We start from the raw sequence: 17,436 nt of genomic DNA, 5'->3' as shown, positions 1-17,436 counted from the left end.
TGTGCCGGGTGGACATCCTGCTGGACCCGGACCGGTCACCTGGGGACGGCCCCGACCGGTCCCCAGCCGGGATCGCCCGGCACACCTCGCGTCCCCAGGCTGACCTGCGGTGATCCGCATGTTGTCCCCAGCGTGTGCACAGCTCCGGGACCGGGGGGAGGTGGGCGCGTGGACCAGCGCGGACGAGGCGGGTGTGACGAAGGTGAACGCTGAGCCACTACGCACAGGGTTATCCACAGCTGTGGACAAGGAGAGACGGAGCGTTCAGCGCTGCGACGCGCGGCGGATGCTTCCGGTGAGCTCGGCGATCTGGTCGTAGAGGGCGCGTCGCTCGCCGATCTGGTTCCGGATCTTGCGCTCCGCGTGCATCACCGTCGTGTGGTCGCGGCCGCCGAACTCCTGGCCGATCTTGGGCAGGGACAGGTCGGTGAGCTCCCGGCAGAGGTACATCGCGACCTGGCGGGCGTTGACCAGGGTGCGCGAGCGGGAGGTGCCGCACAGCTCGTCGATCGTGATCTGGAAGTAGTCCGCGACCTCTCGGATGATCGTCGAGACGGTGATCTGCGCGGTGTCGCTCCCGGGCACGATGTCCTTGAGCACGTGCGCCGCGAGATCGGTGTCCGCCGGCTGGGAAGACAGCGAGGCGAAGGCGGTGACCCGGATGAGGGCGCCCTCCAGCTCACGGATGTTCGTGGTGATCCGGCTGGCGATGTGCTCGAGCACCTCCGCGGGGAGCTGCATCCCCTCCTGCGCCGCCTTCTTGCGCAGGATCGCGATGCGGGTCTCCAGGTCCGGCGGCTGCACGTCGGTCAGCAGCCCCCACTCGAACCTGCTGCGCATGCGCTCGGCGAAGCCGGACAACCGTTTCGGCGGCTGGTCGGAGGTGATCACGACCTGCTTCTCGCTGTTGTGCAGCGTGTTGAAGGTGTGGAAGAACTCCTCGACCGTCTGCTCCTTGCCCTGCAGGAACTGGATGTCGTCCACCAGCAGGAAGTCGACGTTGCGGTAGCGGCGCTGGAAGGCCCCGGCCTTGTCGTCCCGGATCGAGTTGATGAAGTCGTTGGTGAACTCCTCGGAGTTCACGTAGCGCACCCGCACCCCGGGGTAGAGCTTGCGGGCGTAGTGCCCGATGGCGTGCAGCAGGTGGGTCTTGCCCAGCCCGGACTCGCCGTAGATGAACAACGGGTTGTAGGCGCGCGCCGGGGACTCGGCGACGGCGAGGGAGGCGGCGTGCGCGAACCGGTTGGAGGGTCCGGAGACGAAGGTGTCGAAGGTGTACTTCGGGTTCAGCCGGGCCTCGTCGGCCGCCCCCGTCACCGCCGGGCCGGCCGGGGTGGCCGGACGGGGTATGCCGTTCGTCGACGCGCCCTGGGGGTCGGGGCGGTCCTTCGTCCCGGTCTCGGAGCCGTCCGAGGAGCTCGGCTGCGACGCCGGACGGGTGAGGGACTCCCGGGCCAGCGCGTCGTCCTCGGCCCCGCCGTCGTCGGGAGCCTCGTCCTCCACCTGCTGGCGCAGGTCGTCGTCGACGGTGATGGCCAGTCGGATCTCCCGGTCCAGCTCGCGGGAGAGGTGGTCGACGATCGGCTGACGCAGGCTCGTCTCCAGGATCTCCTTGGTGTGCTGGTAGGGCACCGCCAGCAGGACCGTGGTGTCGAGCAGGCCGACCATCTGGGTGAGCTGCAGGAAGGCACGCTCCCGAGCACCCAGCCCCCCGGCCTCCAGCTCGGCGACCACCCGTTGCCAGAGGTCGTCCGAGGTGGAGGGCTGGGTCATGGCTGGGCTCAGCCCCTCTCGGACGGACAGGAAATCGGGTACGACGCCGGTGACGGACGCTGTCCACAGAGTTATCCACAGGGTGTGGACGAGACGGTGGACATGTGCCGGAAGCGCCGACGCTAACAAGCGCGACCCGAGACCCGCAAGTGTCGGCCTCGAGTATTTCGCGACCGTCGGCGTGTCGTCCGCGGCGAGCGGGTCGGGCATACGGGATGATTCGGGGTTCACCGTCTCCCTGCCGTGCACCGGGCCGCGGGTTTGACCGGTGCCGATGCGCTCCCGTACCGTGGACCAGGCCGATTTTCGGCCGCTTTCGCCTGCCCATCACCTCTGTGTCGCAGAGATGGGCTTCCGTTGGCGGCCGACCCGGCACCCCGGACCTGACCTCCACACCCGACCGGAGCATCGATGAGCAAGCGCACCTTCCAGCCGAACAACCGTCGCCGTGCCAAGAAGCACGGGTTCCGTCTGCGGATGCGCACGCGCGCCGGCCGCAGCATCCTCAACGCGCGGCGCCGCAAGGGCCGTTCCAGCCTGTCGGCCTGAGCGGACCGGCGCCGCCGCCCGGCTGCCGCGATGCTCCCACGCCGTCATCGGCTGACCTCCGGCCAGGACTTCCGCTCTGTGCTCCGGGGTCGGGGTGACGGCCGGCGTCGACGTCGGGCGGGCAACCGCCTTCTCGTCGTGCACGCCTCGCTCCCCGGCACCGGACCCGACGCGGAGACCTCCGCGTCGGCGCCGTCCTGCCCCCGCGTCGGTTTCGTCGTCTCGGCAGCGGTGGGCAACTCGGTGGTCCGGCATCGCACGACCCGGCGGCTCCGGGCCCTCGTGCGCCGGCACCTGGCAGACCTCCCCGACGGCACGGACCTGGTGGTCCGCGCCCTCCCGGTAGCCGGCTCGGCGACCTCTGAGCAGCTGGCAGGCGCGTTGGACGACGGGGTGCGCGGCGTGCTGGCCCGGGGCGTATGAGCGGGGACCAGCTCCGGGACGTGCACCGTGGCGGCGTCGCGCACGGGGAACCGCGCAGCCTGCTCGCTCGTCCTCTGGTGTGGCTGATCAGGTGCTACCAGTGGACGATCTCGCCCCTGCTCGGACCCGTCTGCCGCTACTACCCGTCCTGCTCCGCGTACGGTGTCACCGCACTGGAGCGCTTCGGGCCGTTCCGTGGCGGATGGCTGACCGCCCGACGGGTGCTCAGCTGCCACCCCTGGTCGGCCGGAGGAGTCGACCACGTGCCCGACCGACGTGACGGTGCCTGGCACGCCCGACCTGACCGGACCGAGGACCATCCCGGCCCTGTGACCACCCCGGTGCGCGGCGCCTCCGCCCACCGCCGAGACTGAGGACTCCATGGGATTCTTCGACACCATCCTGTTCCCCTTCATCTGGTTCGACTCCGCGATCCTGGTGGGCTTCGAGTGGCTGCTCACCCGGCTCGGGCTCCCAGACACGAGCGGGTGGACCTGGGTGCTGGCCATCGTGGGCCTGGTGGTGACGCTTCGCGCCCTGCTGACCCCCTTGATGATCAGGCAGATCAAGAGCCAGCGCCGGTTGCAGATCGTGCAACCGGAGCTGATGAAGATCCAGAAGAAGTACAAGGGCAAGAAAGACCAGGCGAGTCAGAAGGCCTTCCAGGAGGAGACCTTCGGGCTGTACCGCGAGGCAGGGGCCAACCCGTTCGGCGCCTGCCTGCCGATCCTCATCCAGATGCCGTTCTTCTTCGCCCTCTTCCGGCTGCTGAACACGGCCGAGACCGTCAGCCGCGGCGAGATCGAGCCGCTCGGACTGTTCACCCGGGAGCTGGCGACCAAGATGGCCGGCTCGGAGATCTTCGGCGCGGGGCTGACGTCCACGTTCCTGCACGACCAGGACCTCTCGGCCAAGATCCTCTCGCTCATCCTCATCCTGGTGATGTCGGGCACGCAGTTCATCACCAGCCACCAGCTGATGCGGCAGAACATGTCGCCCGAGGCGCTGAACAGCCCGATGGCGCGGCAGCAGCAGATCCTCATCTACGTCCTGCCGATCGTCTTCGCGGTGACCGGGGTCAACTTCCCGGTGGCCCTGCTCATCTACTGGACCGTCAGCAACTTCTGGACCATGGGCCAGCAGTTCTTCGTCATCCGCAACATGCCCGCGCCGAACACCCCGGCCGAGGAGAAGTACAAGGCCCGGATGGCGCGCAAGGGCAAGGTGGCCACCGGCGTCCAGCTGAAGAACCCCAACTTCATGGCGGAGCGGGAGGCGGCGGCCGAGGCCCAGACCCAGGCGCGCGGCGCCGGCCAACGCGTCCAGCCGAAGAGCAAGAAGCGCAGCAAGAAGCGCTGACCCCCCGAGCTCACAGCACCTGACCGAGGAGAACACCATGACGACGACGCACGACACCGACGCACCGACCGACGACCCGCAGGATGTGACGCAGGTCACAGAATCGACCGAGGAGCCCGCCGCGGCGGAGGACACCGGCGCCCGCACCGCAGATGTCGAGTCCGAGGACCTGGTCCGGGAGGGGGAGGTGGCCGCCGACTTCCTGGAGACGCTGCTGGACATCGCGGACCTGGACGGCGACCTGGAGGTCGACGTCGACGGCGACCGTGCGGCGGTGGCCCTGGTCGACTCCGAGGACGGGACGGCACCCCGCCGGCTGGTCGGACCCGGAGGGTCGGTCCTGGAGGCGTTGCAGGAGCTGACCCGGCTGGCCGTGCAGGCCCAGACCGGGGAGCGCAGCCGTCTCATGCTGGACGTCGCCGGCTACCGGGCAGACCGTCGCAGCGCGCTGGTCACCCAGGCCCAGGGCGCGATCTCGGCGGTGAAGGAGTCGGGCCGGCGCCAGGAGATGGAGCCGATGAGCGCGTTCGAGCGCAAGGTGGTCCACGACGAGGTGCTCGCAGCCGGCCTGCGCTCGGAGTCCGAGGGTGTCGAGCCCTCGCGCTACGTCGTCGTGCTCCCCTCCGACTGACTCGATGGCGCCCCCCGCGCACGCCCCCGATCCCCCGACGCTCGCCGAGGACGTCTTCGGGCCGCGGATCGACGTCGCGGTGGCCTACGCCGAGCTGCTCGCCACCACCGGCATCGAGCACGGCCTGATCGGGCCGCGGGAGACCGGCCGGCTGTGGGAGCGGCACCTGCTCAACTGCGCGGTCCTGACCGAGCTGCTTCCCCAGGGGACCCCGGTGATCGACATCGGCTCGGGTGCGGGACTGCCGGGGATCGTCCTCGCGATCGTCCGCCCGGACCTCCGCGTGCACCTGGTCGAACCGCTGCTGCGCCGCACGACCTGGCTGGACCACGCCGTGGCCGAGCTGGGGCTGTCGCAGGTGCGGGTGGTCCGGGCACGCGCCGAGGAGGTGCGAGGAGAGCTGTCGGCCCCGGTGGTGACGGCCCGCGCAGTGGCCTCCCTGGACAAGCTGGTCCGGTGGTCCTTCCCGCTGCTCGCCGAGGGTGGCCGGTTGCTCGCCCTCAAGGGTGAGGCCGCCGCGGAGGAGCTGCAGCAGGCCGGTCCGCTGCTGCAGCGGCACGGGGTCGAGGAGTCACGGTTGCACCTGCTCGCCGAGGACACCGACGTCGGGCCGGTGCGGGTCGTCGAGATCGTCCGGCCACCGGCCGACCGGACGACGCCGCGTTCCGGTCGGCGACGCCGGTCGGGCCGTCCGCGCCGACGCTAGGACGGGTCTGCGGAGCTGCCGGACTCCAGCAGGGCGAGGATCCGGTCCAGGTCCTCCCGGCCGGCGAACTCGATGACCATCTTGCCCTTGCGTCGACCCATGGAGACCTGCACCCGCGTGTCCAGGCGGCCGGACAGCGACTCGGCGACATGAGCCAGCTCCGGGGGCGGTGCGGAGCGGGATGAGCGCCGGCGGGGCTGGGCATCGTCGCCGCCGACCGTGACGATCTCCTCGACCGAGCGCACGGACAGTCCCTCGGCGACGATGCGTTGGGCCAGCCGCTCCATGGCCGCGCCGTCCGCCAGGCCGAGCAGCGCGCGGGCATGGCCCGCACTGAGCACGCCGGAGGCGACGCGACGCTGCACCATCGGGGGCAGCTTGAGCAACCTGAGGGTGTTGCTGATCTGAGGTCGGGAGCGGCCGATCCGGCCGGCGAGCTCGTCGTGGGTGCAGCCGAAGTCCTCGAGCAGCTGCTGGTATGCCGCGGCCTCCTCGAGCGGGTTGAGCTGCGCCCGGTGCAGGTTCTCCAGCAGGGCGTCGCGGAGCATGTGCTCATCACCCGTGGCTCGGACGATCGCCGGGATCGCGCCCAGCCCGGCGGCCTGCGCGGCCCGGAGACGGCGCTCGCCCATGACGAGCTCGAAGGACGGGGAGCCTGCCTCGTCGACGTCCTCCACCGGCCGCACCACCACGGGCTGCAGCACGCCGAGCTCGTGGATGCTCGTGACCAGCTCCGCGAGCTCGTCCTCGTCGAAGACCTCCCGCGGCTGGCGGGGGTTGGGACGAATCTGCTGGACCGGGACCTCGGCGAACTGCGCACCAGGAACGGGTGCCAGCGACGTCGTGTCCGGCTCGGGCGCCACCGAGTCCTCGTCCGGTGGCCCTGGCGCCGCGGACGTGGTGTTTCCCGTGAAACCTGCGGCCTGATCCGGCGTGGGGGCCGCCTGCTCCCGGGGAAAGAAGACATCCCTGGGACGGTCCGCCTCGGACTCGCCGCCCTGGGGGATCAGCGCCCCGAGGCCTCGACCCAGCCCGCGTCGTCGTTCAGTCATGGTGCTCCTTCGTGGTGCGCATCTCGGCGGCAGCATCGGCGTAGGACAAGGCCCCGGCACTTCCGGGGTCGTAGGTGATGACCGTCTCGCCGTGGCTCGGGGCCTCGCTGATCCGCACCGACCGGGGGATCGCGGTGCGCAGCACGCGGTCCCCGAAGTGGGCCCGGACCTGGTCGGCCACGTCGGACGCGAGGCGGGTACGCCCGTCGAACATGGTGAGCAGGATCGTGGAGATGTGCAGGTCGGCGTTGAGGTGCTGCTGGATCAGCTCCACGTTCTTGAGCAGCTGGCTCAGTCCCTCGAGCGCGTAGTACTCGCACTGGATCGGGATCAACAGCTCACGAGCCGCCACGAGGGCGTTGACGGTGAGCAGGCCGAGGCTGGGCGGACAGTCGATGACCACGAGATCGACCGGCTGGTGCGGGGAGTCCTGCTCCAGGTAGGCGGCCAGGGCGCGGCGCAGCCTGTTCTCGCGGGCCACGAGCGGCACCAGCTCGATCTCGGCACCGGCGAGGTCGATGGTGGCTGGCGCGCACCTGAGGGTGGGGATCTGCGGGCAGGGTTGGACGACGTCGGCGAGCGGCACGCCCTCGATGAGCACGTCGTAGATGCCAGGGGTTCCGCTGGTGTGCAGGATGGAGAGGGCGGTGCTCGCATTGCCCTGCGGGTCCATGTCCACCACCAGGACCCGCAGACCGGTGGTGGCCATGGCGGCGGCCAGGTTGACCGCCGTCGTGGTCTTGCCGACCCCGCCCTTCTGGTTGGACACGGCGATGATGCGTGTCCCCTCCCATGGCCGGGAGGGCGACGTTTCCCGTGAAACAGCCTCTGTCGGTCCCGTTGTTTCACGGGAAACGTCACCGTCGTCCTGCGGGCCGTCGGCGACGCTGACGGCGTGCGGCCATCCCAGGGGAGAGGTGTGGCGTCGAGTGAAGGGAGAGGTCTCGTCCGGGCCGGTCTCGGGCCAGCCGAGTGTCTGGGGAGCTGCAGTCATGAGGGGTCCATCATCGCTGATCAGGACCGGTGGACCAAGCCCGACGGGCATGAGAACAGCCGTCCACAGGGTTGTGGATAACCCCGGTGGACGGCTGTGGACAACCTGAGCCGCTGTCGCTCAGCGTCAGGTGGTGTACGGCTCCAGCTCGGTCGCGAGCTTCTTCTTCGGCAGCGCGCCGACGATGGTCTTCACCACCTCGCCGCCCGAGTAGACGTGCATGGTCGGGATGCCGGTGATGCCGTAGTGACCCGTCGTCTCGGGGTTCTCGTCGGTGTTCAGCTTGACCACCTTGAGCTTGTCGCCCCACTCCTGCGACAGCTCCTCGAGGATGGGGGCGATCAGCTTGCACGGCCCGCACCAGGGCGCCCAGAAGTCCACCAGGACCGGTCCGTCGTGCTGCAGCACGTCCTCGGTGAACGTGGCGTCGGTGGTGTTCGTGATGCTCATGAAATGCCTTCTCTCGCAAGGGATGTGGACACAAGGGACGGTTCGTCGGCGGAGTCGTCGAGGGCGGCGAGGTAGCGCTCCGCGTCCAGCGCGGCGGCGCATCCGCTCCCGGCTGCCGTGATGGCCTGGCGGTAGGTGTGGTCGACGAGGTCGCCGCAGGCGAAGACGCCGGGCAGGTTGGTGGCCGTGCCGCGCCCCCGGGCGATGACATAGCCGTCGGCGTCGAGCTCGACCTGCCCCTGGATGAGCTCGTTGCGCGGGTCGTGACCGATCGCGATGAACAGCCCGGTGGCCTCGACCTCGCGCTGCTCGCCGGTGCGCGTGTCGCGGAGCGTCACGCCGGAGAGCTTCGGCGCGCCGTGCAGGTCGGCGACGGCGGAGTTCCAGGCGAAGCCGATCTTCTCGTCGGCCAGGGCACGATCGGCCATGATGCTGCTCGCGCGCAGCTCGTCGCGTCGATGGACCACCGTCACCGAGCGCGCGAACCGGCTGAGGAAGGTCGCCTCCTCCATCGCCGAGTCACCGCCACCGACCACGAGGATGTCCTGGTCGCGGAAGAAGGCGCCGTCACAGGTCGCGCACCACGACACGCCGTGACCGGACAGCTCCTGCTCCCTCGGCAGCCCCAGCTCGCGGTAGGCGGATCCCATCGCCAGGATGACCGAGCGCGCCTCGTGCACGGTCCCCGAGCTGTCCGTCACCCGCTTGACCGGGCCCTCGAGGTCGACCTCGACGACGTCGTCACGGACGAGCTCGGCGCCGAAGCGTTCGGCCTGCTCGCGCATGTCCATCATCAGCTGCGGACCCATGATGCCCTCGGGAAAGCCGGGGAAGTTCTCGACATCGGTGGTGTTCATCAGGGCACCGCCGGCGGTGACGGATCCCTCGAACACCAGAGGGGCGAGGTTGGCGCGGGCGTTGTAGACGGCCGCGGTGTAGCCGGCCGGTCCGGAACCGATGATGATGACCTCGCGCAGAGCGGGTGTCGTGCCCCCCTCGGGCGTGCCGGGGCCGGAGATCAGGTCGATGGTCATACAGGCCTTCCTGGAACGCTGGTTCAGGTGCCGCATCGCGGCACGTCGAGGTCAACCGATCCTAGAGCGTCATTGTTCCGGCGCGGGCACGAGGCGAGCCGAGCATCCGGGCCGTCAGCCATCAGTGCTGGTCAGGGACGCGGCAGAGCGACACCGTCGGGGTCCAGGACCGCCACCCCCTGGGTCGAGACGCAGCTCGCGGGGACGGCCCACGCGTGAGCGCGGCCGGGCCGCACCCCGAGCAGCACGACGACCGGCTGAGCCTGCTCGTCCTCGTCCACCAACGTGGCCGTCGCGGCATACCGGGTCGGCCAGGTGCGGTCACCACCGACCTCGTCGACCGACCCCCAGCACTGGGCCGCCTGCGCGTCGGTCAGCGGGACCGCCTCGGTCGCGGCGCCCGCCGCCGGGTCGCCCAGACTGGCGTCGTGCACGGCGGTGGCGTAGTCGTCGGCGCCGACGTCCCCCAGCGGTGGCAGCACCGTGGGTGGGAGCTGCTCGGAGAGCACACTGCCCGCCTCGTCGGACTCGGCCAGCTCCTCCTCGGCGGCGTCGTCGCTGCCCGCCATGTCCTGATCGGCGAAGCTGCTGCCCTCCTCGCCATCCATCCCGCCGGCGTCGTCGGCCGCCCCCTCGTCGGCACCCGCCTCTGCCCGCGACGGGTACTGCGCCACCGCACCGCTGTCGGTGCTCGCTCCCGACCCGAAGATCTGGGTGAACGCCACGGTCGTGACCGCGAGCCCGGCGGCCGCCGCCGTGAGCAGCCCGAGCGTCCTGGCCGGGCGGCGCCTCGCCCGCGCGTCGGCGAGCTCGACCACGCGGTCCGCAGGACCGGTCAACGGGTGGGTCGCCGCGGCACCGGTCAGGTGCTCGCGCTCCACCTCCAGCCGGGCGTGGATCCGGTCGACCAGGTCCGCCGGCATCGGGCCCGGGTCGGGCAGGGCGGACAGCAGGTCACGCACCCCCGTCGGGTCGTGCTCGTCAGCGGGGTCGCCGGGCTCAGAGCGCGTCGGGTACGACGACATACGGGGTCGGCCTCCTCTCCGTGAACATCCGGTCGGCTCCGTGGGGGCCGCGCGCGCAGCGCCGCCCATGGGAGTACGACGAGCGGGACCACGGCGTGGTTCCCTGCCTCCCCCGCCCGCACGGGTGCGTGGGGAGCGAGATCTGCACAGGCTGTGCGGGGCGGGTCACGTGTCCCCCTCCGTGCCGGTGTCGAGCTGCAGCAACCGCGCCATGGCCTCACGCCCGCGCGAGCACCGGGACTTGACCGTCCCCTCCGCCACCTCCAGCACCGAGGCCGCCTCGGCGACGCTGAGCCCGTGCATGTCGACCAGGATGAGCGCCAGGCGCTGGCCCTCCGGCAGCTGGTCCAGGGCGTCCCGGACGTCCAGCCGCACCTCGACCGAGCGGTGCCGGTCACGGGGCTCGACCGGGTCGTGCCCCTCGAGGTCCACCGTGGGGCGCTGACGCCGCAGCCGGTCCAGGCAGGCGTTGACGGTGATGCGGTGCAACCAGGTCGTGACCTGCGCGTCCCCGCGGAACGATCCCGCTCGCCGGAAGGCGTTGAGGAAGGCGTCCTGCACGGCGTCGGCCGCGACGTCCGGGTCGCGCGCGGTGCGCAGGGCCACCGCCCACATACGGTCGCGGTGGCGGCGGAAGATCTCCCCGAAGGCCTCGGCGTCACCGTCCTGGTGCCGCCGCAGCAGCGTCAGGTCGTCCAGCTCCGCGAGCTCGGTGGTCGGTGTCACGATCCCGGCCGCAGTCACCGCACGGTGATCTCGGCCACCCGCACGATCTCGCCCTCGGGAGTCGTGTGCGCCCGGGTGAACCACAGGATGAGGTAGCGCCCCGTCGCCGGCTCGTCGGGGGTGACGGTCCAGGTCCCGGACGCCTCGTCGTCGCTGCCCAGCTCGGTCGCGCCCTCCCGGGACGTGTTGTCCGACAGGTAGAGCGTCGCACCCATGTCGCCCTCGCCCAGCAGCACCTCCACCTCGGCGACGGTGGCGTCCTCGCCCAGATCGAGGATGAGCCCGGTGCCGGACTTCAGCGACCCCCAGCCCTCCGAGAGATAGGTGTGGGACGTCCACTCGGTGGACTCGTCACCGTCCACGGCCAGCGGCGTGAGGTCGTTGCGCTCGTTGCCGTCCCCCTCCGGGTCGTAGGACGTGATGCCCTCGATCGAGACGGGGTCGCTCGGCTCCGGAGCCTGCTCGGTGCTCTCGTCCTCGCTCGGTGAAGCCTGCGCCTCGCCGGTGGCCGTGGTGGCGTCGTCGTCGGAGGACGTCTGGGCCGGGGAGCTGGTCGGGGCGCCCGCCGAGGGGTCGTCCTCCTCGCCGCCGCCCAGGCCTCGCAGCACCCCCCATCCCAGGAAGAGCGCGATGCCCAGCAGGGCCAGGATGATGACCGTCACCATGGCGGTCTGGGCCCCGGTGCCGTGCTCGTCCGGAAGCCCTCGCTCGTCATCCCGGGAGGCGACCGCCGTGGCGGCGCCGGCGGCCTGGGCGCGGTCGGACCGTGTCTGGCGGGCCTCGCCGCCGCGCAGCAGGCCCCCCATGGTGTCGTCGGGCCGCGTCGTCCGCCCACCCGCCTGCTGCTGCCCGGCCGAGCGGTCGGTGCCGGCCTCGGTGCGGTAGTACGGCTGCGGCACCTCGTCCGTGGCATCCCCACGGACCGGCTCCGGCGTGTCGTCGGCATGGCTCGGGTGGGCCGCCGTCGCCGCGGCTGACGCCCCCGCCGCACCGCGCAGGGCGTCGTCCGCCGGACGTGTCGCCGGACGCTCGCCACGCGCCCCCAGCTCGCCGGGACGCTCGGCACGGACCATCTCGGAGGACCAGGGGGAGAGCTGGCGGACCAGCTCACCCGGGGTGTGCGGGGCGGCCTGCAGGTCGGCCTCGGAGCCGTGCGCGAGGCGGCACAGGGCGTCGAGGTCACCGGGGACGCCGGAGACCAGCTCGGACGGAGCGGGCAGGGTGCCGTCGGCCAGCCGGCGTGCCGGGCGCACCCCGGCCAGGTCCTCTCCCGGCCACCGTCCCGTCAACGCGGTGTAGAGGAGGGACACCAGGTCGGCCGAGTCGATGAGCGAGGCCTCGTCCGGGGTGACGTCGTCGGTCCCCTCGAGGGCCGAGGCCACCCCGACGCCGGACACCTTCACGGTGCCGTCCGTCGTCCGCAGCACCGAGTGGGGGTTGAGGTAGAGGTGGTGCAGACCGCGGCGCCGGGCGGACTCGAGCGCGGCCGCGCTCTCGCCCACCAGTCGGCGCGCCTCCTCCGCGGGCAGGGGGTGCTGCTCGACGAGGGACGCCAGCGACTCGGCCTCGGACAGCCCTTCCTCGACGATCCAGCACAGGCCGTCCTGCTCGCCCACGTCGAGGACGCGCACCAGCCGGGGATCGTCGACGGAGGCCACCCGTCGGGCCCCGTCCAGGACGGCCTCGGCGACGTCCGCCGCAGGGCCGCCCGACGGGAGCACCGTCACCGCCACGAGCCGACCCAGGGTGCTGTCCCGGGCGGACCAGTACTCCAGGCCCCCTCCCTCGCGCTCGGCCAGCAGCTCGTCGAGGACATAGCGGTCACCCAGTCGGGTGCCGACCTCGAGCCGATCCATGCTGCCGTCCTCTCCTGGGTGGGGGCGATCCCACCCTAGTGTGCCGCCCCCGGGGCCTCCTTCCGGCGGTGCCGCGCCGTCGCCCCAGGTCGTGGTGTCGTCCAGACCGGACGGTGCCCACGCGTCGTCGGCGGCCGCGGTCAGCCCGAGGGCCGCCGGGCTCGCCCCGGTGACGGGGTCCGAGGCGTCGCCCGCTCCTCGTGGTGCCAGACGGCGCAGGCCGGGTATGCGGCGCAGCACCGGTGCGGCGACGTCGGTGACCTCACGCACCCCCAGACGGTGCGCGAGGACGGCATACACGCCGAGATAGAGGACGCCGGCGACCGCGAGCGTCACCGCCGCACTCAGGAAGGCACCCACACCCTGCGGGTCCATCGAGGTGGTGTCGGGGGGCGCGCCCCGGTCCAGGAGCCGGACGACCAGCCAGCTGGGGACCAGCGCCACCAGGGCCGCGGCGGCAGCACGCAGGTAGGTCTGAGCGATCGAGCGCAGGCCGAAGGTCGGCAGCCGTCGCCGCACGGACCGCAGGCCGAAGACCGCTGCCGTCGTGTGGCCCAGCGCCTGGCCCAGGCCGAGCAGCGCCGCGACCCGGGGTGGAGGGACGAGGATCGCCACGCAGCACACGAGCAGGAGCACGGAGGTGACGGACACCTGGAACAGGAACGGGGTGCGGGCGTCCTCGAAGGAGTAGAAGACCCGGCCGCACAGCAGGTAGATGCCGTAGGGCACCAGGCCCACGACCATCGCCAGCACGATGGCGGCGACCGCGCGGTGCTCGGCCGGGCTGCTGCCGAAGTAGACCACCCGCACCAGCAGGGGCGTGAGCAGCAGCATGCCCAGCGCGATGGGCACCATCGCCGCGCCGAGCAGGCGCAGCCCGCGGCCGGTGTGGTCGGCCATGGCGCGCAGGTCGTCGGCCGCGGCGTCCTTGGACAGCACCGGGTAGATCGCGGTGAGCAGGGAGAGCGCGATCAGCGAGTGGGGCAGGACGAACAGGGAGAAGGCATACGCGTAGGTGATCTTGCCGGGGGCGTCCGGGACCTCGTCGATGACGTTGCTCAGCAGGTTGGTGACCACCAGCATGCCGCCCTGGGCCACGGCCACGTCGGCCAGCGCCCACCCGGCCATCACTGCGGCCGCCCCGAGCCCCACACCGCGCAGGCCCCACCGTGGCCGCCACTGGAAGCCGGTGGCGCGGACGGCGGGGAAGAGGACCAGGGCCTGGACGACGATGCCGAGCGTCGCCGATCCGGCGAGCAGCCCGATCATGCCCCCCGTCCAGTCCTGCAGCGGGATCGTGCCGGCGTCGGGGTAGCGGCGCATGAAGACGGCGATACCGGCGATGGCGATGACGTTGGCGATCGCCGGGCTCCACATGAAGGCCGCGAAGCGGTGGTGCGCCGCGAGGATCTGGCCGAGGATGGTGTGCAGGCCGTAGAACAGCATCTGCGGGATGCACAGGTAGGCGAACAGGATCGCCAGCTGCAGCTTGGGGTCGTCCCACCCCCAGGCCAGCGCGTTGAACTTGGTGACCAGGGGGGCGGCCGCGACGAACACGATCGTGGCCACGACGAGGATCGACACGGAGAGCGTGATCAGCCGGTCGCTGTACTCCTGCCCCTCGCGGCCGCGGGTCATCGCCCGGGTCAGCTGGGGGAGCAGCAGGACGTTGAGCACACCGGCCGCGAGCAGCAGGTAGATCGTGTTGGGGATGGTGTTGGCCGTCTCCCACACGCTGCCCGCCGGGGTCAGCACCCCGATGGCGAGCCCGAGCAGCGCCAGCCGCGCCATCCCGAGCAGGCGCGAGACCAGCGTGCCACCCGCCATGACCGCGCTGGACCTCGCGAGCGACGAGCTGGAGCCGGCGCCGGACCCGGTGCTCACCGCTCTCCCTCGGCCGACTCCGCGTCGCCCGGAGCCTGGGGCGCAGGCGTGGCGGGACCCCCGCGGCGCAGCGACCGGCTCAGCCCGAGGATCAGCACCAGCCCGGCCAGACCCCCCAGCACCCAGTAGACCCAGACGCCGGTGGGCTGCACGCGGACCTCGATCGGCACCGGTTCGCCGAGGGTCGTGCCGGCGGGCGTCCGCAGGGTCGCGGTCAGCGTCGTCTCGCCACGCGTGATCGACCTGGCCTCGAAGGACACCGACGCCCGGCTGTCGGCCCCGATGCTGACCGGGTCCGGTTGCCGGATGACCTGCAGCCGTCCATTGCTGGCCACCAGCTCGAGCACGACGTCGTCCAGGGCCGCGCCGAGCCGGTTGACCACCGTCACGCTGATCTCGCCCTGGTCGGTGAGGAAGTTGACCGTGCTCGGGGTGACGGTCACGCCGTCCCGGGCCGACCGGACGTCGTCGCGGACCGTCTGGCGCGCGATGACCCACTGGTCCTCGTCGTCACGCCACCGGGCGGACCACAGCGTGGCCAGCGCCGAGCGCCAGGACTGGGCGGCGCTCGGGTCGCGCAGGATGCCCTCCAGGTGGTCCAGCTCGGTGCCGGTCGTGGCCATCGCGTCGACCCGCTCCTCGTCCAACGGGCTCTCCCCGGCCGCGAGCCGCTCGGCGAGGTCGCCGAGCACGCGGGGCTGGGGGCCTCGGCCGGTGAGGCGCAGCGCCTCGGTCCCCTCGGCGCGGTCGAGCAGCTCGTGCGCCGCGACGGGCCGGATCCACGGTGCGGCGCGCCACCCCTCGCTGAGCTGCTGGAGCACCTCGGGCGAGGCCGGCGAGAGCCGCGGCGGCGCGATCACCAGCTCGCGGGCGCTGGTCGGGTCCTCGAGGTAGGTGCCCACCGTGTGCGCCAGCACCTCCTGCGCGGCGGCGCCGGATCCGCGGCTGAGCGCGGCGTCCTCGCTCGCGGCGACCAGGGCGCTGGTCCACGAGTCGACCCCCAGCGCCGTCACCCCGTCGACCTGGCGCAGCGGGATGGCGCCGCGCCGGGGCGGCGCCGCGCTGTCGGCCGTGAAGCTCTCCCGGGGGACGAGCACCGCGCCCAGGTCGGTGTCCTGGCCGATGTCCTGGCCGGTGTCTCCCCCGGTGGTCCGGAACAGGTCCTGCACCGCGGTGAGGTCCTCGGCGTCGGGGGCGGACCAGAGGGGCCAGGCCACGTCCCGCCGGCCGGTCGCGAGCACCGGCTGCACGAGCTCGGACGCGCCGGACGGGGTGCTGCTGAGCAGGTCGTCGGCGAGGTCGTCCGGCGCCCCGTGCCGCACCAGCTGCTGCAGGTCGGGGTCGTTGCTGGGCAGCCACCACACCTGGTCGTCAGGCAGTCCGGCCAGGGTGGTGCGCAGCGTGGCCACCACGTCCGCGACGTCCGCCGCCGTCGCGGTCGGCCCGGGCTCGGTCGCCACCGCCTCGTCGTCCGGCGGCTCGGTCGTCGCGGTCACGTCGGGCACCGGGGCCGGTGCGGTGCTGCCCCCGTCGTCCGCGTCGCCGCCCGGCTCGGTCGCCACCGACTCGTCGGGTCCGGCCGTCTCGACGCTGTCGTCCGGGGTGGGGGCCGGCTCGCTCGGGGTCTCGGTCCCGGTGGGTTCGGCGCCACCCGCGGTGAGGGCGGGGGAGGGGCGTAGCCCGACCAGGGCTGCGGGGTCGACGATGTAGGTGACTGCGGGCAGCTCCAGGTCCTGCAGCCACCCGCTGATGTCGGAGTCCGGTCCGACCGCCTGCGTCCACGCGGCGGCGTGCGCGGCCTCCTGCGGGCTGACCAGGTCCGCGTCGGCGGGGAGGGTCAACGGGACGACCCAGGAGACCTCCAGCGGGGTGTCGAGCTCGCCCGACCCGCCACTGACCACGGTCGTGCGCAGCTCGACCGGGTCGGACTCCTCCTCGCCCTCGTCCTCGGTGGCGCTGAGCACCACGGGGAGGACCTGCGGTGCGGCCGGGAGGTCCTCGGTCACCGAGGCCGGCACCACGACCTGGAAGGGCACGGCCGCCCCAGGGGGCACCACCGGTCCCACGGTGTCGTCGCCGAGCGCGACGGACCGGTCCAGCACGAGCTCGCCGGAGAGCCAGTCCGAGACCTGACGGCGAGACGTGAGGCCGGTCGAGGAGGCCGTCGCCGTGAGGAAGGACATCCGGTGCGGCACCGTGCCCCCGTTCAGCAGGCGGCCGGTGAGCGTCACCGGCTCCCCCGGGGTCAGCACCACGGGGTCCACCTCGTCGACCACGACGGAGATGTCCTCCACCGGGGTGTCGGCGGGGACCGGGACCTGTGCCGACCGGGGTGCGGCGGACGTGGGGAGGGGGGTGAGGGCGAGGGGTGCCAGGGCGCCGACGAGCGCCAGGGCAGGCACGATCCGGGAGCGGACCGCCCTCGCGGTGCGACGGACGACGGTGGCCACGGGCGTCTCAGGCGCCTCGGGTGAGACGGTTCCAGGCCTCGCGGGCGATCCGACGTTCGTTGGGGAAGGTGAGCTTGCGGTGCACCTCGTCGAGCGGGACCCAGATCGCGTCGATCGCCTCGTGGTCCGGGTCGTTGTCGATCGTCAGGCGTCCCCCGGTCGCCTCGAGCAGGTAGTGGTGGACCATCTTGTGGATCCGGTGCGACGGCGTGGTGAACCAGTACTCGATCGTGCCCAGGGTGATCAGCACCCGCCCTTCGATGCCCGTCTCCTCCGCCACCTCGCGCTCGGCGGTCTGGGCCAGGGTCTCGCCCGGCTCCACGTGGCCCTTGGGCAGGCACCACTCCACCCGACCACTCCGGTTGCGTCGCGCGATGATCGCGATGCGGGCGCGGCCCTCGTAGACGTCGATCACGACCCCGCCGGCGGAGGTCTCGTTGACCGACGGCAGCCGTCGCGCGCCGAGGTGCTGGCGCGGCGGCGTCGTGGTCATCCACCCACTGTAACGAGTGGGAACAGGTGCG

At 72.2% G+C, this 17,436-nt stretch carries 16 protein-coding genes; 6 read left to right on the top strand and 10 right to left on the bottom strand.

All coding sequences use genetic code 11. The features are described from left to right. Positions 1-264 precede the first annotated feature (264 nt). On the bottom strand, positions 265-1,773 hold the full coding sequence (gene dnaA, locus FXF60_RS02880; RefSeq protein ID WP_151523762.1) for a chromosomal replication initiator protein DnaA: 1,509 nt from the start codon (positions 1,771-1,773) through the stop codon (positions 265-267). A 411-nt stretch (positions 1,774-2,184) separates the two neighbouring features. Between dnaA and rpmH the strand changes: the two genes are divergently transcribed. Genes rpmH through rsmG form a run of 6 tightly spaced genes read left to right on the top strand, consistent with a single transcriptional unit; the run spans position 2,185 to position 5,441 of the window. Further along, positions 2,185-2,322, top strand: a complete 138-nt coding sequence (gene rpmH / locus FXF60_RS02875; RefSeq protein ID WP_151523761.1) for a 50S ribosomal protein L34 — start codon at positions 2,185-2,187, stop codon at positions 2,320-2,322. Positions 2,323-2,352: 30 nt separating this feature from the next. Then, positions 2,353-2,745 (top strand): ribonuclease P protein component, encoded by a 393-nt coding sequence (locus FXF60_RS02870; RefSeq protein WP_151523760.1) that lies wholly within the window; start codon positions 2,353-2,355, stop codon positions 2,743-2,745. Further along, on the top strand, positions 2,742-3,119 hold the full coding sequence (gene yidD / locus FXF60_RS02865; RefSeq protein ID WP_151523759.1) for a membrane protein insertion efficiency factor YidD: 378 nt from the start codon (positions 2,742-2,744) through the stop codon (positions 3,117-3,119). Before FXF60_RS02870 ends, yidD begins: the two co-directional genes overlap by 4 nt. 7 nt (positions 3,120-3,126) lie before the next feature. Further along, on the top strand, positions 3,127-4,104 hold the full coding sequence (gene yidC, locus FXF60_RS02860) for a membrane protein insertase YidC (RefSeq protein ID WP_151523758.1): 978 nt from the start codon (positions 3,127-3,129) through the stop codon (positions 4,102-4,104). Positions 4,105-4,141: 37 nt separating this feature from the next. Next, positions 4,142-4,735 (top strand): Jag family protein, encoded by a 594-nt coding sequence (locus tag FXF60_RS02855; RefSeq protein ID WP_151523757.1) that lies wholly within the window; start codon positions 4,142-4,144, stop codon positions 4,733-4,735. A gap of 4 nt (positions 4,736-4,739) precedes the next feature. Then, the gene (gene rsmG, locus FXF60_RS02850; RefSeq protein WP_151523756.1) at positions 4,740-5,441 is read left to right on the top strand and encodes a 16S rRNA (guanine(527)-N(7))-methyltransferase RsmG; all 702 of its coding nucleotides are present in this window, start codon (positions 4,740-4,742) and stop codon (positions 5,439-5,441) included. Here the strand turns inward: rsmG and FXF60_RS02845 are convergent. The 9 genes from FXF60_RS02845 to FXF60_RS02805 all read right to left on the bottom strand — a co-directional run bounded on the left by FXF60_RS02845 (position 5,438) and on the right by FXF60_RS02805 (position 17,405). After that, on the bottom strand, positions 5,438-6,493 hold the full coding sequence (locus FXF60_RS02845; RefSeq protein WP_151523755.1) for a ParB/RepB/Spo0J family partition protein: 1,056 nt from the start codon (positions 6,491-6,493) through the stop codon (positions 5,438-5,440). The genes rsmG and FXF60_RS02845 overlap by 4 nt on opposite strands. Continuing rightward, on the bottom strand, positions 6,486-7,262 hold the full coding sequence (locus FXF60_RS02840; protein WP_437440844.1) for a ParA family protein: 777 nt from the start codon (positions 7,260-7,262) through the stop codon (positions 6,486-6,488). The genes FXF60_RS02845 and FXF60_RS02840 overlap by 8 nt, the downstream gene beginning before the upstream one ends. A 351-nt stretch (positions 7,263-7,613) precedes the next feature. After that, entirely contained in the window at positions 7,614-7,937 is a 324-nt protein-coding gene (gene trxA / locus FXF60_RS02835) for a thioredoxin (RefSeq protein ID WP_151523754.1), read from the bottom strand. Then, positions 7,934-8,971: a thioredoxin-disulfide reductase gene (gene trxB / locus FXF60_RS02830; protein WP_151523753.1), complete on the bottom strand. Its 1,038-nt coding sequence runs from the start codon at positions 8,969-8,971 to the stop codon at positions 7,934-7,936. The genes trxA and trxB overlap by 4 nt, the downstream gene beginning before the upstream one ends. 131 nt (positions 8,972-9,102) lie before the next feature. Beyond that, on the bottom strand, positions 9,103-9,996 hold the full coding sequence (locus tag FXF60_RS02825) for a hypothetical protein (RefSeq protein ID WP_151523752.1): 894 nt from the start codon (positions 9,994-9,996) through the stop codon (positions 9,103-9,105). A 165-nt stretch (positions 9,997-10,161) separates the two neighbouring features. Further along, on the bottom strand, positions 10,162-10,740 hold the full coding sequence (gene sigM / locus FXF60_RS02820; RefSeq protein ID WP_151523751.1) for an RNA polymerase sigma factor SigM: 579 nt from the start codon (positions 10,738-10,740) through the stop codon (positions 10,162-10,164). Then, positions 10,737-14,462 carry a lipid II flippase MurJ gene (locus FXF60_RS02815; RefSeq protein WP_151523750.1) on the bottom strand — a complete coding sequence of 1,242 codons (3,726 nt, stop codon included), beginning with the start codon at positions 14,460-14,462 and terminating at the stop codon, positions 10,737-10,739. The genes sigM and FXF60_RS02815 overlap by 4 nt, the downstream gene beginning before the upstream one ends. Then, positions 14,459-16,912, bottom strand: a complete 2,454-nt coding sequence (locus tag FXF60_RS02810; protein ID WP_151523749.1) for a DUF6049 family protein — start codon at positions 16,910-16,912, stop codon at positions 14,459-14,461. The genes FXF60_RS02815 and FXF60_RS02810 overlap by 4 nt, the downstream gene beginning before the upstream one ends. A 7-nt stretch (positions 16,913-16,919) precedes the next feature. Beyond that, on the bottom strand, positions 16,920-17,405 hold the full coding sequence (locus FXF60_RS02805) for an NUDIX hydrolase (RefSeq protein ID WP_151523748.1): 486 nt from the start codon (positions 17,403-17,405) through the stop codon (positions 16,920-16,922). Positions 17,406-17,436: the final 31 nt, after the last annotated feature.

Origin of the sequence: Serinicoccus kebangsaanensis, from assembly GCF_008919445.1 — a bacterium.
In the GTDB taxonomy this organism is placed as follows: domain Bacteria; phylum Actinomycetota; class Actinomycetes; order Actinomycetales; family Dermatophilaceae; genus Ornithinicoccus; species Ornithinicoccus kebangsaanensis.
This window is presented reverse-complemented; position numbering and strand designations above follow the sequence as displayed.